Here is a 13,498-nt window from a genome sequence, read left to right as displayed (position 1 = left end):
ATGGACCAGAAACGGCAGCTCGACAATCTTGCGCTGGTCGCGGGAGTGCGTTCCGACGACCCCGCCGCCTGGGCGGCGCTGACGGATCGCTACACGAATCTGCTGTGGTTCATCGCGCGCGGAATGCGCCTCAACCAAGAGGATGCGGCCGACGCCATCCAGACCACCTGGCTGCGCCTGGTGGAGCGGATCGACACCGTCCGGCAGCCGGAGAGCATCGGCAGCTGGCTGGCCACCACGATGCGACGCGAATGCCTTGCGGCCCTGCGACGCCGATCCAGAGTGGTTGTCTCGGAGACCTGGGAAGACTTCGCGGATGATGCCGACCCGTTGGACGACGGGCTGCTGCAACGCGAGCAGGACTCGGCGCTGTGGCGTGCCTTCCGGTCCCTGAAGCCGCGCTGCCAAACGCTGTTGCGGGTGCTGATGGTCGACCCGCCACCGAGCTACACCGAAGTCGCGGCCGCGCTGGACATGCCGCTCGGAAGTGTCGGCCCGACCCGGCAGCGGTGCTTGTCATCTCTCCGCGACATCATGGTGGCCGGCTCGTACCCGTTCGACGCCGGCATGACCGAGGCCGGCGGCGGTGACCTCCGATGAGCGCCGACCACGACGACGAGGCATTGCTCGCGTGGTTGCGGCAGGTCGCCAACGAGGCGGACCCGCTGCCGGAGGTGGTCAGCGCCGCCGCGCGCGAAGCGATCACGATGCGCGACCTCGACGGTGAGCTCGCCGAGCTGATCGCCGACTCGTCCGGCGCTACCCCGGACCTGCAGTACGACGTCGTACGACGCGCGACGCCGGACGCGACCGCGGACCGGTTGCTGTCGTTCGAAGGCGGTGGGGTCCGGGCCGAGCTTGAGATCATGCCCAGCGACGACGGGCTGACGGTCATCGGCCAGCTGGTCGGCGCAGCACCGGACGGCTGCGAGCTCGAGTACGGCGACGGCCGCCGCGAATCGCTGGAGCTGGACGAGCTCGGGCGCTTCCTGCTCGATCGGAGGCGGGGTGGTCCGGTGCGGATCAGGTGCCGATCCGTCCGCGGGAGTCCGGTCACCACCTCCTGGGTCAACCTGTGACGCCGTCACCGGCCGAGCGCCACGAACGACAAAGCCGTCGCGACCGCGACCGGGTCGTCGTCGACCCTGCTGCGGGCCTCGTGGAGGGCGACGCCGAACGAGGCCCGATCACGCAACTGCTGGTGGAAGTCGACCATCAACGCAGCGGTCGTCTTGTCGTTGACCGGGACGACGCTGGCCAGCAAGCTGGCGGTCCCGAGCGGGACCAAGGCGGACACCGCACCGAGCAGCTCATCCGCGCCGATCGGAGCCGCGACGCCGGACTCGCAACTGGACAATACGAGTCGCAGCGGCGCGCGCCGGAGCCTGCCGAGGTCGTAGAGCGTCAGCGGACCGTCGTCCAACGCGATCGCGGAGAACAGCGGGTTGTCGCGCCGGAAGAGTCCGTGGGCCGCGATATGCGCGGTCCACGCGCCGTCCAAAGCGGTGAGGGTGTTGTCAGCGGTGGCCTGGCCGTCGGTGAGGACGACCGAACCCGGGTACTCGCGCCCGATCTCCTTCATCTCGCTCCGCCCGCCGTCGAGCCCGGGGCCGACGACCAGCGCGACCCGGCGGTGCCGGGGGACCGGCAGCCGGCCGGCCCGCAACCAGACCGACGCCGAAGGCGCGACCACGACCGGAGTCGATCGCAACGCCGGCAACATCGCCCAGGGCACCGCATGCAACGCCGCCGGCGGCACGACCAGGACGGGCCCGTCGCCGAGACGATCAGCGGCCGGTCCCAACAGCACCTGCTGCAGCCGCAGCCCCGCAGCATCCAGTCGTTCGAGAGCCCCAGCAGGCACTCGGCCATGGGCGAGCCGGCGCAGCATGAACAACGCGAGCTCGAGCTCCCGTACGGCGGTGCCGACCGGGCCGACCGGATACATCCGCACCCGCCGCCCGACGACCGTGATCGCGTAGAGCAGGCCGTCGACGGCGGCGAGCTCGACCAGCCGGTGGTCGCCCAGTCCGTCGACCACCGCGCCGACATCGGCTGTGCTGTCGCGCCGCTGCGCATCGGACTCGCGAGTGCGAAGGCGTCTGGTCCGGGCCCGGATGGACGACTCGAGCCGGCTGCGTTCGAGCCGGAGGCGATCAGTGTCTCCGTCCGCTCCGAGCGCCGCGTCCAGTCGGCGCGCCACGTTGCGCAGCGCCGCGAGGTCCGCCGCCAGCTCCGGATCGTCCGGCGGGCGGACCGGCGGCAACGCCAGCGCACTTGCCCGCCATTGCTCGCTCCAGCGCAACAGCATCCGCGCGTCGTTCCGTCGTACGGCGTGCCGCTGCGCCAGGGCAGCGAGCTCGATGCCGTAGCCCGCAGCGTGGGCGCGCAACTCCGGCGCGGCCAGCGATCGCTGATGGTCGGCGGCCGCTTCGAGCCCGTGCCGGCAGGCGATCAGAGTCGCCGCCGTGGCGCCGCGGCCCTCGGCACGCAGTGCTTGGGCAAGCCAGCCGGCCGCATGACCGAAGGTGGGGCCCCGATGGCGGAAGCGTGCTGCGCGGGCCAGATGCCGGTCGGCGTCCTCCGGGTGGCCGGCGGCGGCGAGGTGGCCGGCCAGCAGGTGCGCCGCGGGTGCTTCCGATGCGTTCAGCTCGTCGAGTTGGTCGGCGAGTCGCCCGGCCTTGGCGCTGAGGCGGGCGCCATGCTGTCCGGCGTCGTACTGCGCCTGGAGCATGACGAATGTCGCGCGGGCGAGCCAGCCTTGCCGGTCCTGTCGCCGGAAGAGTTCGGCGGCGGCCAGCGCGCGTTCCTCGGCGAGATCGAGTCGGCCGGCGGCCAGCGCGGCCTGCGCCGCGGCGAACAGCAACTCGGCTGTCTCGGCCCCTTTGCTGCGGCGATGCAAGTGGTCTTGCAGGACATTCTCGGTCGCCGTCACCGCTTCGGTCGCGAGGCCGGCAGCGAGGAGTACGGCGCAGCGGTCGATCGCGAGACTCGTCCACTCGGTCTGCAGCGCGGCGTAGCGTGCAGCCGCCTCGTCGAGGAAGCCGAGCGCCGCGGGCAGATCACCGGCCTGGAAGGCCACGTCCGCGCGGTTGTGCACGAGCATCGCCGACTCCAGCTCCTGCCCGGTGGCTGCCGACAGACGTTCGGCCACCACCAGATCGCGGTCAGCGTGGGCTGCCTGTCCCATGGCGGCGTACACAAGAAACCGATGAGTGCGGGCCCGGGCCTCCCACACCTGATCACCACCACGCCGCAGCAACGTGATCGCCTGCCGCAAGTCCGCAAGCGCTTCGTCATACCGCCCGACCACCCGAAGCAGATACCCCCGCCGCGTCAGAACCCGCCCAGCGGCGACTCCCTTGCTGTTGGCGATCGCTTGTCCGAGTATGGCGAGACCCTCGTTGGGTCTGCCGCCGAGGCCGAGGGTGAGACCGAGCGTGGCCTGGACGTCGGCGATGCGGGCCGGATCCGTGGACTTCTCGGCCTGGCGCAAGGCACGGCGGAGCTCGGCGACGGCCTCGGCCTGACGGCCGGAGTCGCGCAGCACGATCGCCTTGGCCTGATGGGCGATCGACGCGGTCGCGGCGTCCGGCGACCCGTCGAGCAGCGCGGTGGCGGAGGTGAAGGCTTCGGCGGGCCGGGACAGCGCGAGCGGCAGCAGGTACTCGTGACCTTCCTGCCTCCGGCCGGCTGACATTCAAGGAGTCTAAGGAACTCGATGCGGAACTGGGAGGGGCAATGGCATCGAACGACACGACCGGCACGGGGGACGAGCCTGCAGTGACAGGTGCGGACGACCTGACCGGCACACGACAGCACGTTCAGCGCAAGCGGCTGCGCGACACCTTCGACCGCGACGCCAAGGAGCGGCGGAAGGTGGACGAGGGGCGGAGCCGCAAGACCACGACAGGGGCGGACTTCCTGTACGAGCAGGGCGCCCTGCTCGTGCGGGAAGAGCATTTCGAGCAGGTGCGGCTCATCCTCGAACAGCTCTACCTGTTCCCGGTGGGCGACGGCCGGCGACCGGAGCCCGTGGTGGCCGGTATCCGGCTGATCCGCTTCCGCACGGACGTCAACCCGCAACTGGACACGATCGAGGTGCTGAACCTGATCCGCGACGGTGGCGCCATCCAGATCAACCGGCCCCAGCCGGAAGGCGGTCCGGAGCAGGTCGAGCGAGCGGAGGGGTACGACGACCGGCCGTGGGTCATCGTCACCGGCCTCGGCGCGGGCGCGGCCAACCTGAACCATCTCATGCACATCACCGGCAACGGCGGCGGCTGCCCCGCGGCTGAACCCGAGCCGATGCCGGCCGGGAGTGCGCCGTACCCCGGCTTCACCTCCGATCGGTGCGCCGGCGAGGGGGTGAAGGTGGTTGTCGTCGACACCGGTCTCGACAGGTCGGCGCGACAACGGAGCAGGTGGCTGAAGGGCGTGCGGGGCCAGCGCGACCTCGGCGCGGACGGCACGACCGTGGACAAGTACGCCGGGCACGGGACGTTCATCGCCGGGATCATCCGCTGCATCGCGCCGCAGGCCGAGGTCTACGTCAAACGGGTGTTCGGCTTCGGGGACGGGGTGCTGGAGTCCGATCTGGTGCAGGCGCTGGACGACGTACTCGAGGAGCACCACCCCGACATCATCAGCATGTCGGCCGGGACGTACACCTACGACGCGACCGGGCTGCTGACCTTCCCGGTGTTCCACGAACGCCGGCTGAGCCACCACAAGGGCGTCGTCATGGTGGTTGCGGCGGGCAACGACAGTGACCGGAAGCCGTTCTGGCCGGCCGCCGCGCCGTACACGGTGTCGGTCGGCGCGCTCGGCACCTACTGGCGGGGTCGCGCGGACTTCAGCAACTTCGGCGGCTGGGTCGACGTCTACGCGCCCGGCCAGGACCTGGTGAACGCGTTCCCCGTCGGGACCTACACGTACGACGAGCCGCCGCACGCCATCACCGGACAACCACCGCGGGTCGAGCAGTTCTACGGGATGGCCAAGTGGAGTGGCACGTCGTTCAGCACGCCGGTCGTCTCGGGATTGATCGCGGCCCGGATGTCGCGGACCGGTGAGAACGGCCAGGACGCGGCCGCCGCCCTCATCGCCGAGGCTCAGGCGGCGGCACAAGCAGGTGTCGGAGCCGTGCTGCTCCCGGAGTAGTCATCGCCGGTCGGTGGTTGGGTCGGTTTCGTCGTCGGGGACCTGGGTTTCCTCGGGCGGGGTCGCGCCGAGCATCGGCCGGAGGCGGCGCATTGCCTGGTCGGTGAACAGGCCGGCCAGGCAGCCCATCATCACCAGGACCGTGACGCCGGCCGTGGAGGTCGTCTCGTCGCCGATGCTGATCAGTCCGGTGTTGACGGCAACGACGACGACTGCGCCGAGCAGTGCGGACCAGACCGGGCGGAGCAGGTACCACCACACGAAGCCGCGTTCGAGCGTCTCCAGACCGGCTCGCTGTGCGAAGACCATGCTCTGGTGGATGACGCTGCCGACTGCGCCGGCCGCTGCCCCGACGATCAGCAGCGACATGTTCAGCGTGGTGGTGAAGTCGGGCCCCCACCAGTGCACCGTCCGGGTCGCGACATCGCCCGGTCCGGCAAGCTCCTGCGCGGAGACCAGCCGCTCGGCGATCCCGTACGCGGCGACGAGGCCGACGAGGGTCAGGATGGCTTCGGCGAAGTTGATGGTGCCGATCATCCGCCGGGTGAACGGCTTCATCGCCGGTGCGCGCCGCGGCCGCGGCCCTGGTGCTGCTGTGGTGGTCACGTCGATCCCTCTGCTTCCTTGGTTCCCCGACGCGGTGCGGAGCCGCCTCCCCCTGGTGTGTCACCAGGCGACCCGCGCACCGCGCCAGCCCTCCCCCCGGACTTGATAGTCGGAGTCGGGAACCGGCCGTCAAATACATCGGCCGGCGGACGTATTTGAACGAGTGGCCGGGCCTCCGGTCGGCGAAGGCCGTCTTCGGGGGTGGAAGACCATGGAATCGCAGCAGAACCGCCGGCCGCTCGGCCGGCAGATCAAGGACACGCACTGCTTCAGCGGCAAGTCGCTGTTCTTCGCGGTCCTGTCGTCCGTGGTGTGCTCGGCGATCGTTCCGGCGCTGGGCGCAGGACGGACCGCGACGGTGCTCGGCGCCGCGCTCAGTCCGCTGGTCGTGGCCGTCATCAGCACGCAGGGACCAGGGCTGGCCCGCAGCATCGGGATCGCTTCGCTGAGCGCGATCGCGCTCCTGATCACGATCAGCGGGTTCACGATTCCGGAGGCGATCGCCGGCAACGGATCCCTGACCGCAACCGGCTCCGGCACCTTCGTGACCACCAAACGCGGCCCGACGCCGACACCACCGCAAACCCAGGCGGCACCGCCCACCAGGAAACCCACAACGATCACGCAGCCGACGCAGCAGCCGACGCAGCAGCCCACCAGCAAGCCGGCTCCGACCACCCCGCCGGCCTCGCCGACAGGACTGCTGGTCGACCTGCCGGTGAACCGCCAGTGTCCCGAGGTGCCGGCCGGCGAGGCCAAGACCTGCAAGCAGATCGGAGTCCGCAACACCGGCAGCGCCAATGTCGAGATCGCCACCGTCAGCCTCGACGGCGACCAGGCCTCCGCCTTCACCCTCACCAAGGTGTGCAACGGCACCCTGAAGCCGGGCACGGCCTGCTCGATCCGACTGCGCTTCGAGCCGATGGGAGTAGGCGCCCACGAAGCCGTCCTCGTCGTACGCCTGAATCCCGGGAATGTCGAGCGCCGCGTCACCATCACCGGCAATGCCACCGGCTCCGAGACCGGCGCCTGCTTGACCGGTTACCTCTTCCGTCGCGCGACCCCGGACGACACCGTCTGCGTGACCCCGGACGAGCGAGCCCTCACCCAGCAACAGAACAGCGCTCACATCAGAGGTCACCTCGCCACTACCGACGGCACCTGCGTCGACGGCTACGTCTGGCGCGAAGCCGTCTCCGGCGACCACATCTGCGTCACCCCGGAAGAGCGCACCGCCGCTCAACGCCTCAACGAGCTGCACTCAGAGCGAGTAGCCCACTAAGCCTGCGGGCGGGTCGGGTGGTGGGAGCCCGATCCGCCCGTCAGTTCTCCTCGTGACCCAAGTGCCGAAGGCTTCCTGCTGACCGCTGTCGATCCTCTCGGTCAGGAGTGCGGGTGCGCCTGGGTCAGGTCGCGGCAGACGGTGGTCATTGCGTCCAGATCGGTCTGCGTGGGTGCGGGAGCGTCGCTGAAGTCGCCGGCGTAGTAGCCGTTGTGCGGGTGGAGCGAACCGGTCCAGGTGCCAGTCTCGATCTCGACGATCAACGATCCTGTCATCTCGTCCACCTCCTTCAGGTTCCGATGGTCACGACGCTAGGCCGCCGGCACCTTGCGGCGCGTCGTCGGAAGGCCGTGTCCGCGCGGGCACCAAGCGATGAACGGCAGTACTACCTTGGTAGGACGCAGACAACGTTGTGTTGTCGTACGTTGACGAGGTGAGCCGAGCGCGGCTGTTCTTCTCGAAGAACGGTCTCGACCTGCTGATTGTGATCGCGGCGGTCGAGAGCGCGATCGGTACGGCGCTGCGCGACGACCCGGGTCACCCGACCGGCCTGGTGCTGTGGCTCGAGGTGCTGGCGGTCGCCGCGATCGTTCTGACTCTGCTCGCCCGCCGCCGTTTCCCGTTCGCCGCACCGGCGGTCACCTGGTTGGCGAGTGCGGCGCTGTCCTTCGCGGATGGACGGCTCATCGTCGACAAGGCCGGGCTGTTCCTCGCCGGCATGGGCGCCGCCCTGCTGCTCGGCAACTCCCGCAACGACCGGCAGGCACGGGCCGGGCTGGCGATCGTGCTCAGCGGCGCGGCGGTCGTCGTCTACAACGACCCGTACCACCAGCCCGCCGACGTCATCTTCACGCCGGTGCTGTTCGCGATCGGCTGGCTCCTCGGCTTCGCGCTGCGGCAGCGCACCGAGCGGACCGAGGCCGCCGAGGAACGCGCGCTGCGGGCCGAGCGGGAACGGGAGGCGGCAGCTCGCGTCGCGGTGGCCGAGGAGCGCGGTCGGATCGCGCGAGAACTGCACGACGTCGTCGCGCACGCCGTCAGCGTGATGGTCCTCCAAGTGGGAGCCGTGCGGCACCGGATGCCGGTCACCGATACGGAGGATCGGGAGACCCTCAGTAACGTCGAGCAGGCCGGACGTACGGCGCTCGCGGAGATGCGCCGACTGCTCAGCGCGATGCGGCAGGACGGGGAAGAGCTGGAACTCCTGCCGCACCCGGGGCTCCACAACCTCGACTCGCTCGTGGACGACGTACGGGCCGCTGGGCTGCCGGTGAAGGTCGAGATCCGGGGTGAACCGTTCCCGCTGCCGCCAGGCCTCGACCTGTCCGCCTATCGCATCGTGCAGGAGGGGCTCACGAACGCCCTCAAGCACTCCCGCGCGAGCCAGGCGGAGGTCGACGTGGACTACTCCGCCACCGAGCTCGTGCTCGAAGTCCGCGACGACGGCCCGGGTGGACCGTCCGCCGAAGCCGGTCTCGGCCACGGGCTGGTCGGCGTCCGCGAGCGGGTCAAGATCTTCGGCGGGGACATGACCGCGGGTGCTGCGCAGAGCGGCGGCTTCGTGCTCCGCGCACGGCTTCCGCTGGACGGCGGTGGCAGATGACCATCCGCGTTCTCGTGGTTGACGACCAGTCGATGGTCCGGGCGGGATTCCGGCTGCTACTGGCCGATGAACCCGACCTGGAGGTGGTGGCCGAGGCGAGCAACGGCCGCGAGGCCGTGGCCCAGGCCGCCCGGTTCCACCCGAACGTCATCCTGATGGACATCCGGATGCCCGAGCTCGACGGTCTCGAGGCGACCCGGCGGATCCTGGCGGCCGATGCGTCCGCGCGGATTCTGATCCTCACCACCTTCGACCTCGACGACTACGTCTACCAGGCGCTGCGCGCCGGCGCGAGCGGCTTCGTCCTCAAGGACGACCCTCCCGAACAGCTGATCGCCGCGGTGCGAACCGTTGCCCGCGGGGACGCGCTGCTGTCGCCGACCATCACCAAGCGCGTGATCCAGCACTTCACCCGCCTGCACCCCCAGGCGCCGCCGAAGGCCGTGGACACCTTGACCACTCGCGAGCTGGAGGTGTTCCGCCTGATCACGCAGGGCCTTTCCAACGCCGAGATCGGGCAGCAGCTGTTCATCAGCGACACGACCGTCAAGACCCACGTCACGCGCCTGCTGCAGAAGCTCGACCTGCGCGACCGGGCGCAGGCGATCGTGCTCGCCTACCAGACGGGCCTGTTCGACGCCTCCGATCCGGGTCCTCCTTGAGTAGGACATCCGGCTCGTCGGCTGGTCTGAGGTGGTCGCGACCTCGTGACGACGCGCTCAGGCCGTCGCGTTCCTAGCGTTTGAGGTACGGGGGCAACCAATCCCAACCACGCTAGGAGCAGTCGCCGATGATCACCATCGACTCGCTGTCCAAGAAGTACGGCGGCACCACGGTCGTCGACACCATCAGTTTCGTCGCCCCGCCCGGCCGGGTGACAGGTTTCCTCGGGCCGAACGGGGCCGGCAAATCGACCTCGATGCGGATGATGGTCGGCCTCACCACGCCGACCTCGGGCCGTGCCACCATCGCCGGCCGCCGGTTCGCGGATCTCCCGAACCCGGGACGTGAGGTCGGCGTGATGCTCGACGCCTCCGCCCAGCACGCCGGCCGCACCGGGCGGGAGACCCTCACCATCGCGCAGCGGATGATGGGCCTGCCCGGCCGCCGGGTCGACGAGATGCTCGAGTTGGTCAGCCTCGCCGACACCGAGGCCGACCGTCGGGTGGGCACCTACTCGCTCGGGATGCGCCAGCGGCTCGGCATCGCCACCGCCCTGCTCGGCGACCCGGCCGTGCTGATTCTGGACGAGCCGGCCAACGGGCTCGATCCGGCCGGCATCCGCTGGATGCGGGACCTGCTCCGCGACTACGCGGACCAGGGCGGGACCGTCCTGCTGTCCTCGCACCTGCTGCGCGAGATCGAGGTCGTCGCCGACGACATCGTGATGATCGGAAAGGGCAAGATCGTCTGCCAGGGCTCCAAGGCACAGCTCCTGCAGACCGCGGGCACCGTCGCCCGGGCCGCGGACGTGTACGCCCTCAAGCGGGCCCTCGACATCTCCGGTGTCGACACCACCGTCTCCGACGACGGCGCCCTGCGCACCGACGCGCCCCCGACGCGGGTCGGACGAGTGGCTCAGGAGGCGGGCGTGGCTCTCGTCGAGTTGCGCACCGCCGACGGCGGACTGGAGGAGATGTTCCTGCAGCTCACCGCCGACACCCAACGAGAAAGGAAAGCAGCATGACCGCCATCGCCGTCCGCCCCGAGACCGACCGGCGCGCCGACGTCGGCGCCGTACCGTTCGGACGGGTCGTCAGCGTCGAACTGCGCAAGATGTTCGACACCCGTTCCGGCTTCTGGCTGATGGCGAGCATCGTCATCACCGCCCTGCTGACCACGATCGGAACGATCGCGTTCGCTCCCGACGCGAGCCTCACGTACTACACCTTCGCCAAGGCGATCGGATTCCCGATGACGGTGGTGCTGCCGATGATCGCGATCTTGTCGATCACCGGTGAGTGGAGCCAGCGCAGCGGTCTGACGACGTTCACGCTGGTTCCCCGCCGTACCCGGATCGTCGCGGCCAAGGTGGTCTCGTCGGTCGCCGTGGCCGTCGTCTCGATGCTGTTCGCCTTCGTGATCGGAGCCGTCGGCAACGTGGTCGGAACCGCGATCGCCGGGACGGACCTGGTGTGGGACGTGTCGGTCGCCGAGGGCCTGAGCATCGTGCTGGGCAGCCTGCTCTGCCTGCTGACCGGCACCATGCTCGGCATGCTGATCCGCAGGTCGGCGGGGGCACTGGTGGCGTACTTCGTCTACGCCTTCCTGCTGCCCACCGTCTCCGGAGTGCTGGCCGCCAGCCAGGAGTCGTTCCGCGACCTGCAGCCGTGGGTGGACCTGAACTATGCCCAGGCTGCCCTGTTCGAAGGCACCCTCACCGCCGAGCAGTGGGCCAACGTCGCCGTCACAGCCTCAGCCTGGATCCTCCTGCCGGCGCTCCTCGGACTTCGCCTGGTCATGAAGTCAGAGGTCAAGTGACACCACCCCGCCCAGACCGACTCTGGCCCTGCCGCTCGCCTCAGCGGCAGGGCCCGAGCTCGGTCAGTCCTCGACGGTCGGAGCTGAGCTACTTCACCGGGATGGCGTCCTTGTGCTTGGCCAGCCAGTCGGTGAAGGACTGCAGCGCCGGGTTCAGCTCCCGCACCTTGTCGAGGTTGCGGTCGCCGGTGAACTGTTCGTGGTTCTCGGCGTAGTACTGGAACATGTTGCTGAACTCGACGGCGTACGGGAAGCCGAGGTTGCGGTAGGTGGGCCAGGGGAGCGGGCGGTAGGCAACCTTCTCGCCGAGGGCTTCGGTGAGGGCGGCGGCGTACTGGTCGCCGGTCAGGTGGTCGCCGGCGATGCTGATCGTGTCACCGATCAGGCCGGAGTCCTTGAAGACGGCGAGGGCGGTGCGGCCGATGTCGTCGGCGGCGATCCCGGACAGCGGCTTGTCGGCCATCGGCATCGAGATGGTCAGCGTGCCGTCCTCGCCGCGGACCGGTTCCATGCCGCCGGTGAAGGCGTCGAAGTAGAACGTCGTCCGCAGGAAGGTCGTCGGTACGGCGTACTTCGTGAACAGCTCGTCCGCCTCGGCCTTGGCGTCGAAGTGCGGGACGGTGTACCGGTCGCCGTCCAGCCACGGCACGTCGTCACGGCCGTCGAAGAACGGGCGGGTGTCGTCGAGCGTCGACCAGATGACGTGCTGTACGGCGGCATCGCGAGCAGCCCGCGCGGCGGTCTCCGCCTGGAACAGCTCCATCTCCGCGGCCGTCCGCGCCGCCTCCTGCTCGGGGCTGCGCGGAGCCCAGTAGTTCGTCACGACGAAGGCGCCGTACGCGCCCTCGAAGGCGGCTCGCACGCTCGCCTCGTCGTCCAGGTCGGCCGCGACCACCTCGGCGCCGGCCGCCGCGAGCGCCTGCGCCTTGGCGGACTGCGGGTCCCGCGTCAGCGCACGTACGGCGAACTCGCCGTCCTCCAGGATCGCCCGGGCGAGCCCGCCACCCTGTGCTCCGGTGGCGCCGACGACTGCGATCAGCTTCTTACTCATATCGTTCACTCCACGATTCAGGTTGATGTGTCAACTCCCGGCCAGCATAGCGCGCTGGGTTGATGTGTCAACCCATGCGGGTAGGATGGGGTGCGTGAGCAAGGGACCGTGGCTGAACGACGACGAGCAGACCGCGTGGCGCAGCTATCTGCTGATGAACAAGACGCTGACGACGCACCTGGAGCGTCACCTGCAGCGGGAGTTCGGCCTGTCCAGCTCCGACTTCGAGATCCTGGTCAACCTGTCCGAGTCGGAGTCCGGCCGGATGCGCGCGTTCGAGCTGGGCCGGGCGACGCAGTGGGAGAAGAGCCGGATGTCGCACCACCTGACCCGGATGGAGAAGCGCGGCCTGATCCGGCGCGAGGCCTGTGACTCCCGCTACCCCGAGATCGTGATCACCGAGGAGGGCATGGCCGCGATCAAGGCGTGTGCCCCGGCGCATGCCGCCCGGGTCCGCGAGTTCTTCGTCGACGTGCTCGGCGCGGACCGGATGGTCGCCCTCGGCGAGGCCTCCGACGAGATCCTCGAGACCATCGGCAGGCACTGCGACGTCGACTGCCCGCCGGAGGTCAGCGGCCTGAGCTGACGGGCCTGAGCTGACCGGGTCTGGGCCGACGGGGCCGGGCTGAGAAGCGTTCTCAGCGAGCTTTCAGGAGAACTTGATCGTCGCTTGACGTTCTCTTGGAGTGCGGCTGAGCAGCCTCCCGCGAGGCTTGCGGCCATGGTCACCACAGATGCGTTCGAAGCGTCCCACTCCTCCCGCCGGCGCTGGCTGCGCCGGGCCTCCGCGGCCGCGATCGCGACAGCGGTGCTCGGGATCGGCGGCACCGGTCTGTCGGTTGCCGTCGTGTCCGCCCGGCAGGCCGACTCCGGCAGCAGCGGCACCACGGTGAGCTCCACCAGCTCCGACGACTCAGGCTCGGGTAGCAGCAGCTCGGGCACGGACGACTCGAGCAGCGGCAGCGGTCTCGGGTCGGCGTCATCGGGTTCCACCTCGCAGGGTGGGAGCAACGGATCATGAGCGCGTCCCGGACCTGGACCGCGTGGAGCTGCACGGTCCGGCTGACGGTCGACGACCCCGCAGTACTCGGCGCCGCCTGTGGTGAGCTGAAGGCGCTGATGGACCGGGTCGACAAGGCGGCCAGCCGGTTCCGGCCGGACTCCGAGCTGTCGATCGTGAACTCCCGGGCCGGCGCGATGGTGCCGGTCTCGCGGCTGCTGGTCGACCTGGTCGACGTCAGCCTGGTCGCCGCGTCCATTGTCGGGTCAGGTCGCACAAGCGCAACCGTCGTCAGCTCGTGTTGTGGTTCCT

The 13,498-nt window shown here is 69.8% G+C and carries 15 protein-coding genes; 11 read left to right on the top strand and 4 right to left on the bottom strand.

Annotated features, from left to right (window positions below; genetic code table 11):
• Together ACWCOV_RS18525 and ACWCOV_RS18520 are read left to right on the top strand one after the other, a co-directional pair.
• On the top strand, positions 1-600 hold the full coding sequence (locus tag ACWCOV_RS18525; protein WP_449830497.1) for an RNA polymerase sigma factor: 600 nt from the start codon (positions 1-3) through the stop codon (positions 598-600).
• Positions 597-1,079, top strand: a complete 483-nt coding sequence (locus ACWCOV_RS18520; protein WP_449830496.1) for a hypothetical protein — start codon at positions 597-599, stop codon at positions 1,077-1,079. The genes ACWCOV_RS18525 and ACWCOV_RS18520 overlap by 4 nt, the downstream gene beginning before the upstream one ends.
• 5 nt (positions 1,080-1,084) lie before the next feature.
• Here ACWCOV_RS18520 and ACWCOV_RS18515 read toward each other — a convergent pair whose 3' ends face one another.
• Complete coding sequence (locus ACWCOV_RS18515; RefSeq protein ID WP_449830495.1) at positions 1,085-3,700, bottom strand: CHAT domain-containing protein; 2,616 nt, start codon at positions 3,698-3,700, stop codon at positions 1,085-1,087.
• Between the two features lie 41 nt (positions 3,701-3,741).
• Here ACWCOV_RS18515 and ACWCOV_RS18510 point away from each other — a divergent pair, with 41 nt between their 5' ends.
• Positions 3,742-5,163, top strand: coding sequence for a S8 family peptidase (locus ACWCOV_RS18510; RefSeq protein ID WP_449830494.1), 1,422 nt, complete (start codon positions 3,742-3,744; stop codon positions 5,161-5,163).
• Here ACWCOV_RS18510 and ACWCOV_RS18505 read toward each other — a convergent pair whose 3' ends face one another.
• Entirely contained in the window at positions 5,164-5,769 is a 606-nt protein-coding gene (locus tag ACWCOV_RS18505; RefSeq protein WP_449830493.1) for a hypothetical protein, read from the bottom strand.
• Positions 5,770-5,980: 211 nt separating this feature from the next.
• Here ACWCOV_RS18505 and ACWCOV_RS18500 point away from each other — a divergent pair, with 211 nt between their 5' ends.
• Complete coding sequence (locus tag ACWCOV_RS18500) at positions 5,981-7,051, top strand: Ig-like domain-containing protein (protein WP_449830492.1); 1,071 nt, start codon at positions 5,981-5,983, stop codon at positions 7,049-7,051.
• Between the two features lie 101 nt (positions 7,052-7,152).
• Here the strand turns inward: ACWCOV_RS18500 and ACWCOV_RS18495 are convergent, their stop codons facing one another.
• The gene (locus ACWCOV_RS18495; protein WP_449830491.1) at positions 7,153-7,326 is read right to left on the bottom strand and encodes a hypothetical protein; all 174 of its coding nucleotides are present in this window, start codon (positions 7,324-7,326) and stop codon (positions 7,153-7,155) included.
• 158 nt (positions 7,327-7,484) lie between these two features.
• On the opposite strand from ACWCOV_RS18495, the gene ACWCOV_RS18490 reads away from it, so the two are divergent.
• The 4 genes from ACWCOV_RS18490 to ACWCOV_RS18475 all read left to right on the top strand — a co-directional run bounded on the left by ACWCOV_RS18490 (position 7,485) and on the right by ACWCOV_RS18475 (position 11,135).
• Positions 7,485-8,654: a sensor histidine kinase gene (locus ACWCOV_RS18490; protein WP_449830490.1), complete on the top strand. Its 1,170-nt coding sequence runs from the start codon at positions 7,485-7,487 to the stop codon at positions 8,652-8,654.
• Positions 8,651-9,316 (top strand): response regulator, encoded by a 666-nt coding sequence (locus ACWCOV_RS18485; protein ID WP_449830489.1) that lies wholly within the window; start codon positions 8,651-8,653, stop codon positions 9,314-9,316. The genes ACWCOV_RS18490 and ACWCOV_RS18485 overlap by 4 nt, the downstream gene beginning before the upstream one ends.
• Positions 9,317-9,444: 128 nt before the next feature.
• Positions 9,445-10,341, top strand: coding sequence for an ABC transporter ATP-binding protein (locus ACWCOV_RS18480; RefSeq protein ID WP_449830488.1), 897 nt, complete (start codon positions 9,445-9,447; stop codon positions 10,339-10,341).
• Positions 10,338-11,135, top strand: a complete 798-nt coding sequence (locus ACWCOV_RS18475; RefSeq protein WP_449830487.1) for an ABC transporter permease — start codon at positions 10,338-10,340, stop codon at positions 11,133-11,135. The genes ACWCOV_RS18480 and ACWCOV_RS18475 overlap by 4 nt, the downstream gene beginning before the upstream one ends.
• 88 nt (positions 11,136-11,223) lie before the next feature.
• Here the strand turns inward: ACWCOV_RS18475 and ACWCOV_RS18470 are convergent, their stop codons facing one another.
• Positions 11,224-12,186 (bottom strand): NmrA/HSCARG family protein, encoded by a 963-nt coding sequence (locus ACWCOV_RS18470; protein WP_449830486.1) that lies wholly within the window; start codon positions 12,184-12,186, stop codon positions 11,224-11,226.
• Between the two features lie 94 nt (positions 12,187-12,280).
• On the opposite strand from ACWCOV_RS18470, the gene ACWCOV_RS18465 reads away from it, so the two are divergent.
• The 3 genes from ACWCOV_RS18465 to ACWCOV_RS18455 form a co-directional block, all read left to right on the top strand.
• The gene (locus tag ACWCOV_RS18465; RefSeq protein ID WP_449830485.1) at positions 12,281-12,772 is read left to right on the top strand and encodes a MarR family winged helix-turn-helix transcriptional regulator; all 492 of its coding nucleotides are present in this window, start codon (positions 12,281-12,283) and stop codon (positions 12,770-12,772) included.
• Positions 12,773-12,907: 135 nt separating this feature from the next.
• A complete protein-coding gene (locus tag ACWCOV_RS18460; RefSeq protein ID WP_449830484.1) occupies positions 12,908-13,207 on the top strand; it encodes a hypothetical protein in 300 nt (99 codons plus the stop codon).
• Positions 13,204-13,498, top strand: a 295-nt coding sequence (locus ACWCOV_RS18455) for an FAD:protein FMN transferase (protein WP_449830483.1), incomplete at its 3' end; no start/stop codon positions are given. The genes ACWCOV_RS18460 and ACWCOV_RS18455, both read left to right, overlap by 4 nt.

Source organism: Kribbella sp. NPDC002412 (assembly GCF_053592935.1).
Note: the sequence above shows the minus strand (reverse complement) of the source record. Positions and strands in the feature narration are given on the sequence as shown.

Bases quoted from the DNA above. Each gene is read 5' to 3' on its own strand.
- ACWCOV_RS18525 (WP_449830497.1), top strand. From the start codon at position 1: ATGGACCAGAAACGGCAGCTCGACAATCTTGCGCTGGTCGCGGGAGTG.
- ACWCOV_RS18520 (WP_449830496.1), top strand. From the start codon at position 597: ATGAGCGCCGACCACGACGACGAGGCATTGCTCGCGTGGTTGCGGCAG.
- ACWCOV_RS18515 (WP_449830495.1), bottom strand. From the start codon at position 3,700: ATGTCAGCCGGCCGGAGGCAGGAAGGTCACGAGTACCTGCTGCCGCTC.
- ACWCOV_RS18510 (WP_449830494.1), top strand. From the start codon at position 3,742: ATGGCATCGAACGACACGACCGGCACGGGGGACGAGCCTGCAGTGACA.
- ACWCOV_RS18500 (WP_449830492.1), top strand. From the start codon at position 5,981: ATGGAATCGCAGCAGAACCGCCGGCCGCTCGGCCGGCAGATCAAGGAC.
- ACWCOV_RS18495 (WP_449830491.1), bottom strand. From the start codon at position 7,326: ATGACAGGATCGTTGATCGTCGAGATCGAGACTGGCACCTGGACCGGT.
- ACWCOV_RS18485 (WP_449830489.1), top strand. From the start codon at position 8,651: ATGACCATCCGCGTTCTCGTGGTTGACGACCAGTCGATGGTCCGGGCG.
- ACWCOV_RS18480 (WP_449830488.1), top strand. From the start codon at position 9,445: ATGATCACCATCGACTCGCTGTCCAAGAAGTACGGCGGCACCACGGTC.
- ACWCOV_RS18475 (WP_449830487.1), top strand. From the start codon at position 10,338: ATGACCGCCATCGCCGTCCGCCCCGAGACCGACCGGCGCGCCGACGTC.
- ACWCOV_RS18470 (WP_449830486.1), bottom strand. From the start codon at position 12,186: ATGAGTAAGAAGCTGATCGCAGTCGTCGGCGCCACCGGAGCACAGGGT.
- ACWCOV_RS18460 (WP_449830484.1), top strand. From the start codon at position 12,908: ATGGTCACCACAGATGCGTTCGAAGCGTCCCACTCCTCCCGCCGGCGC.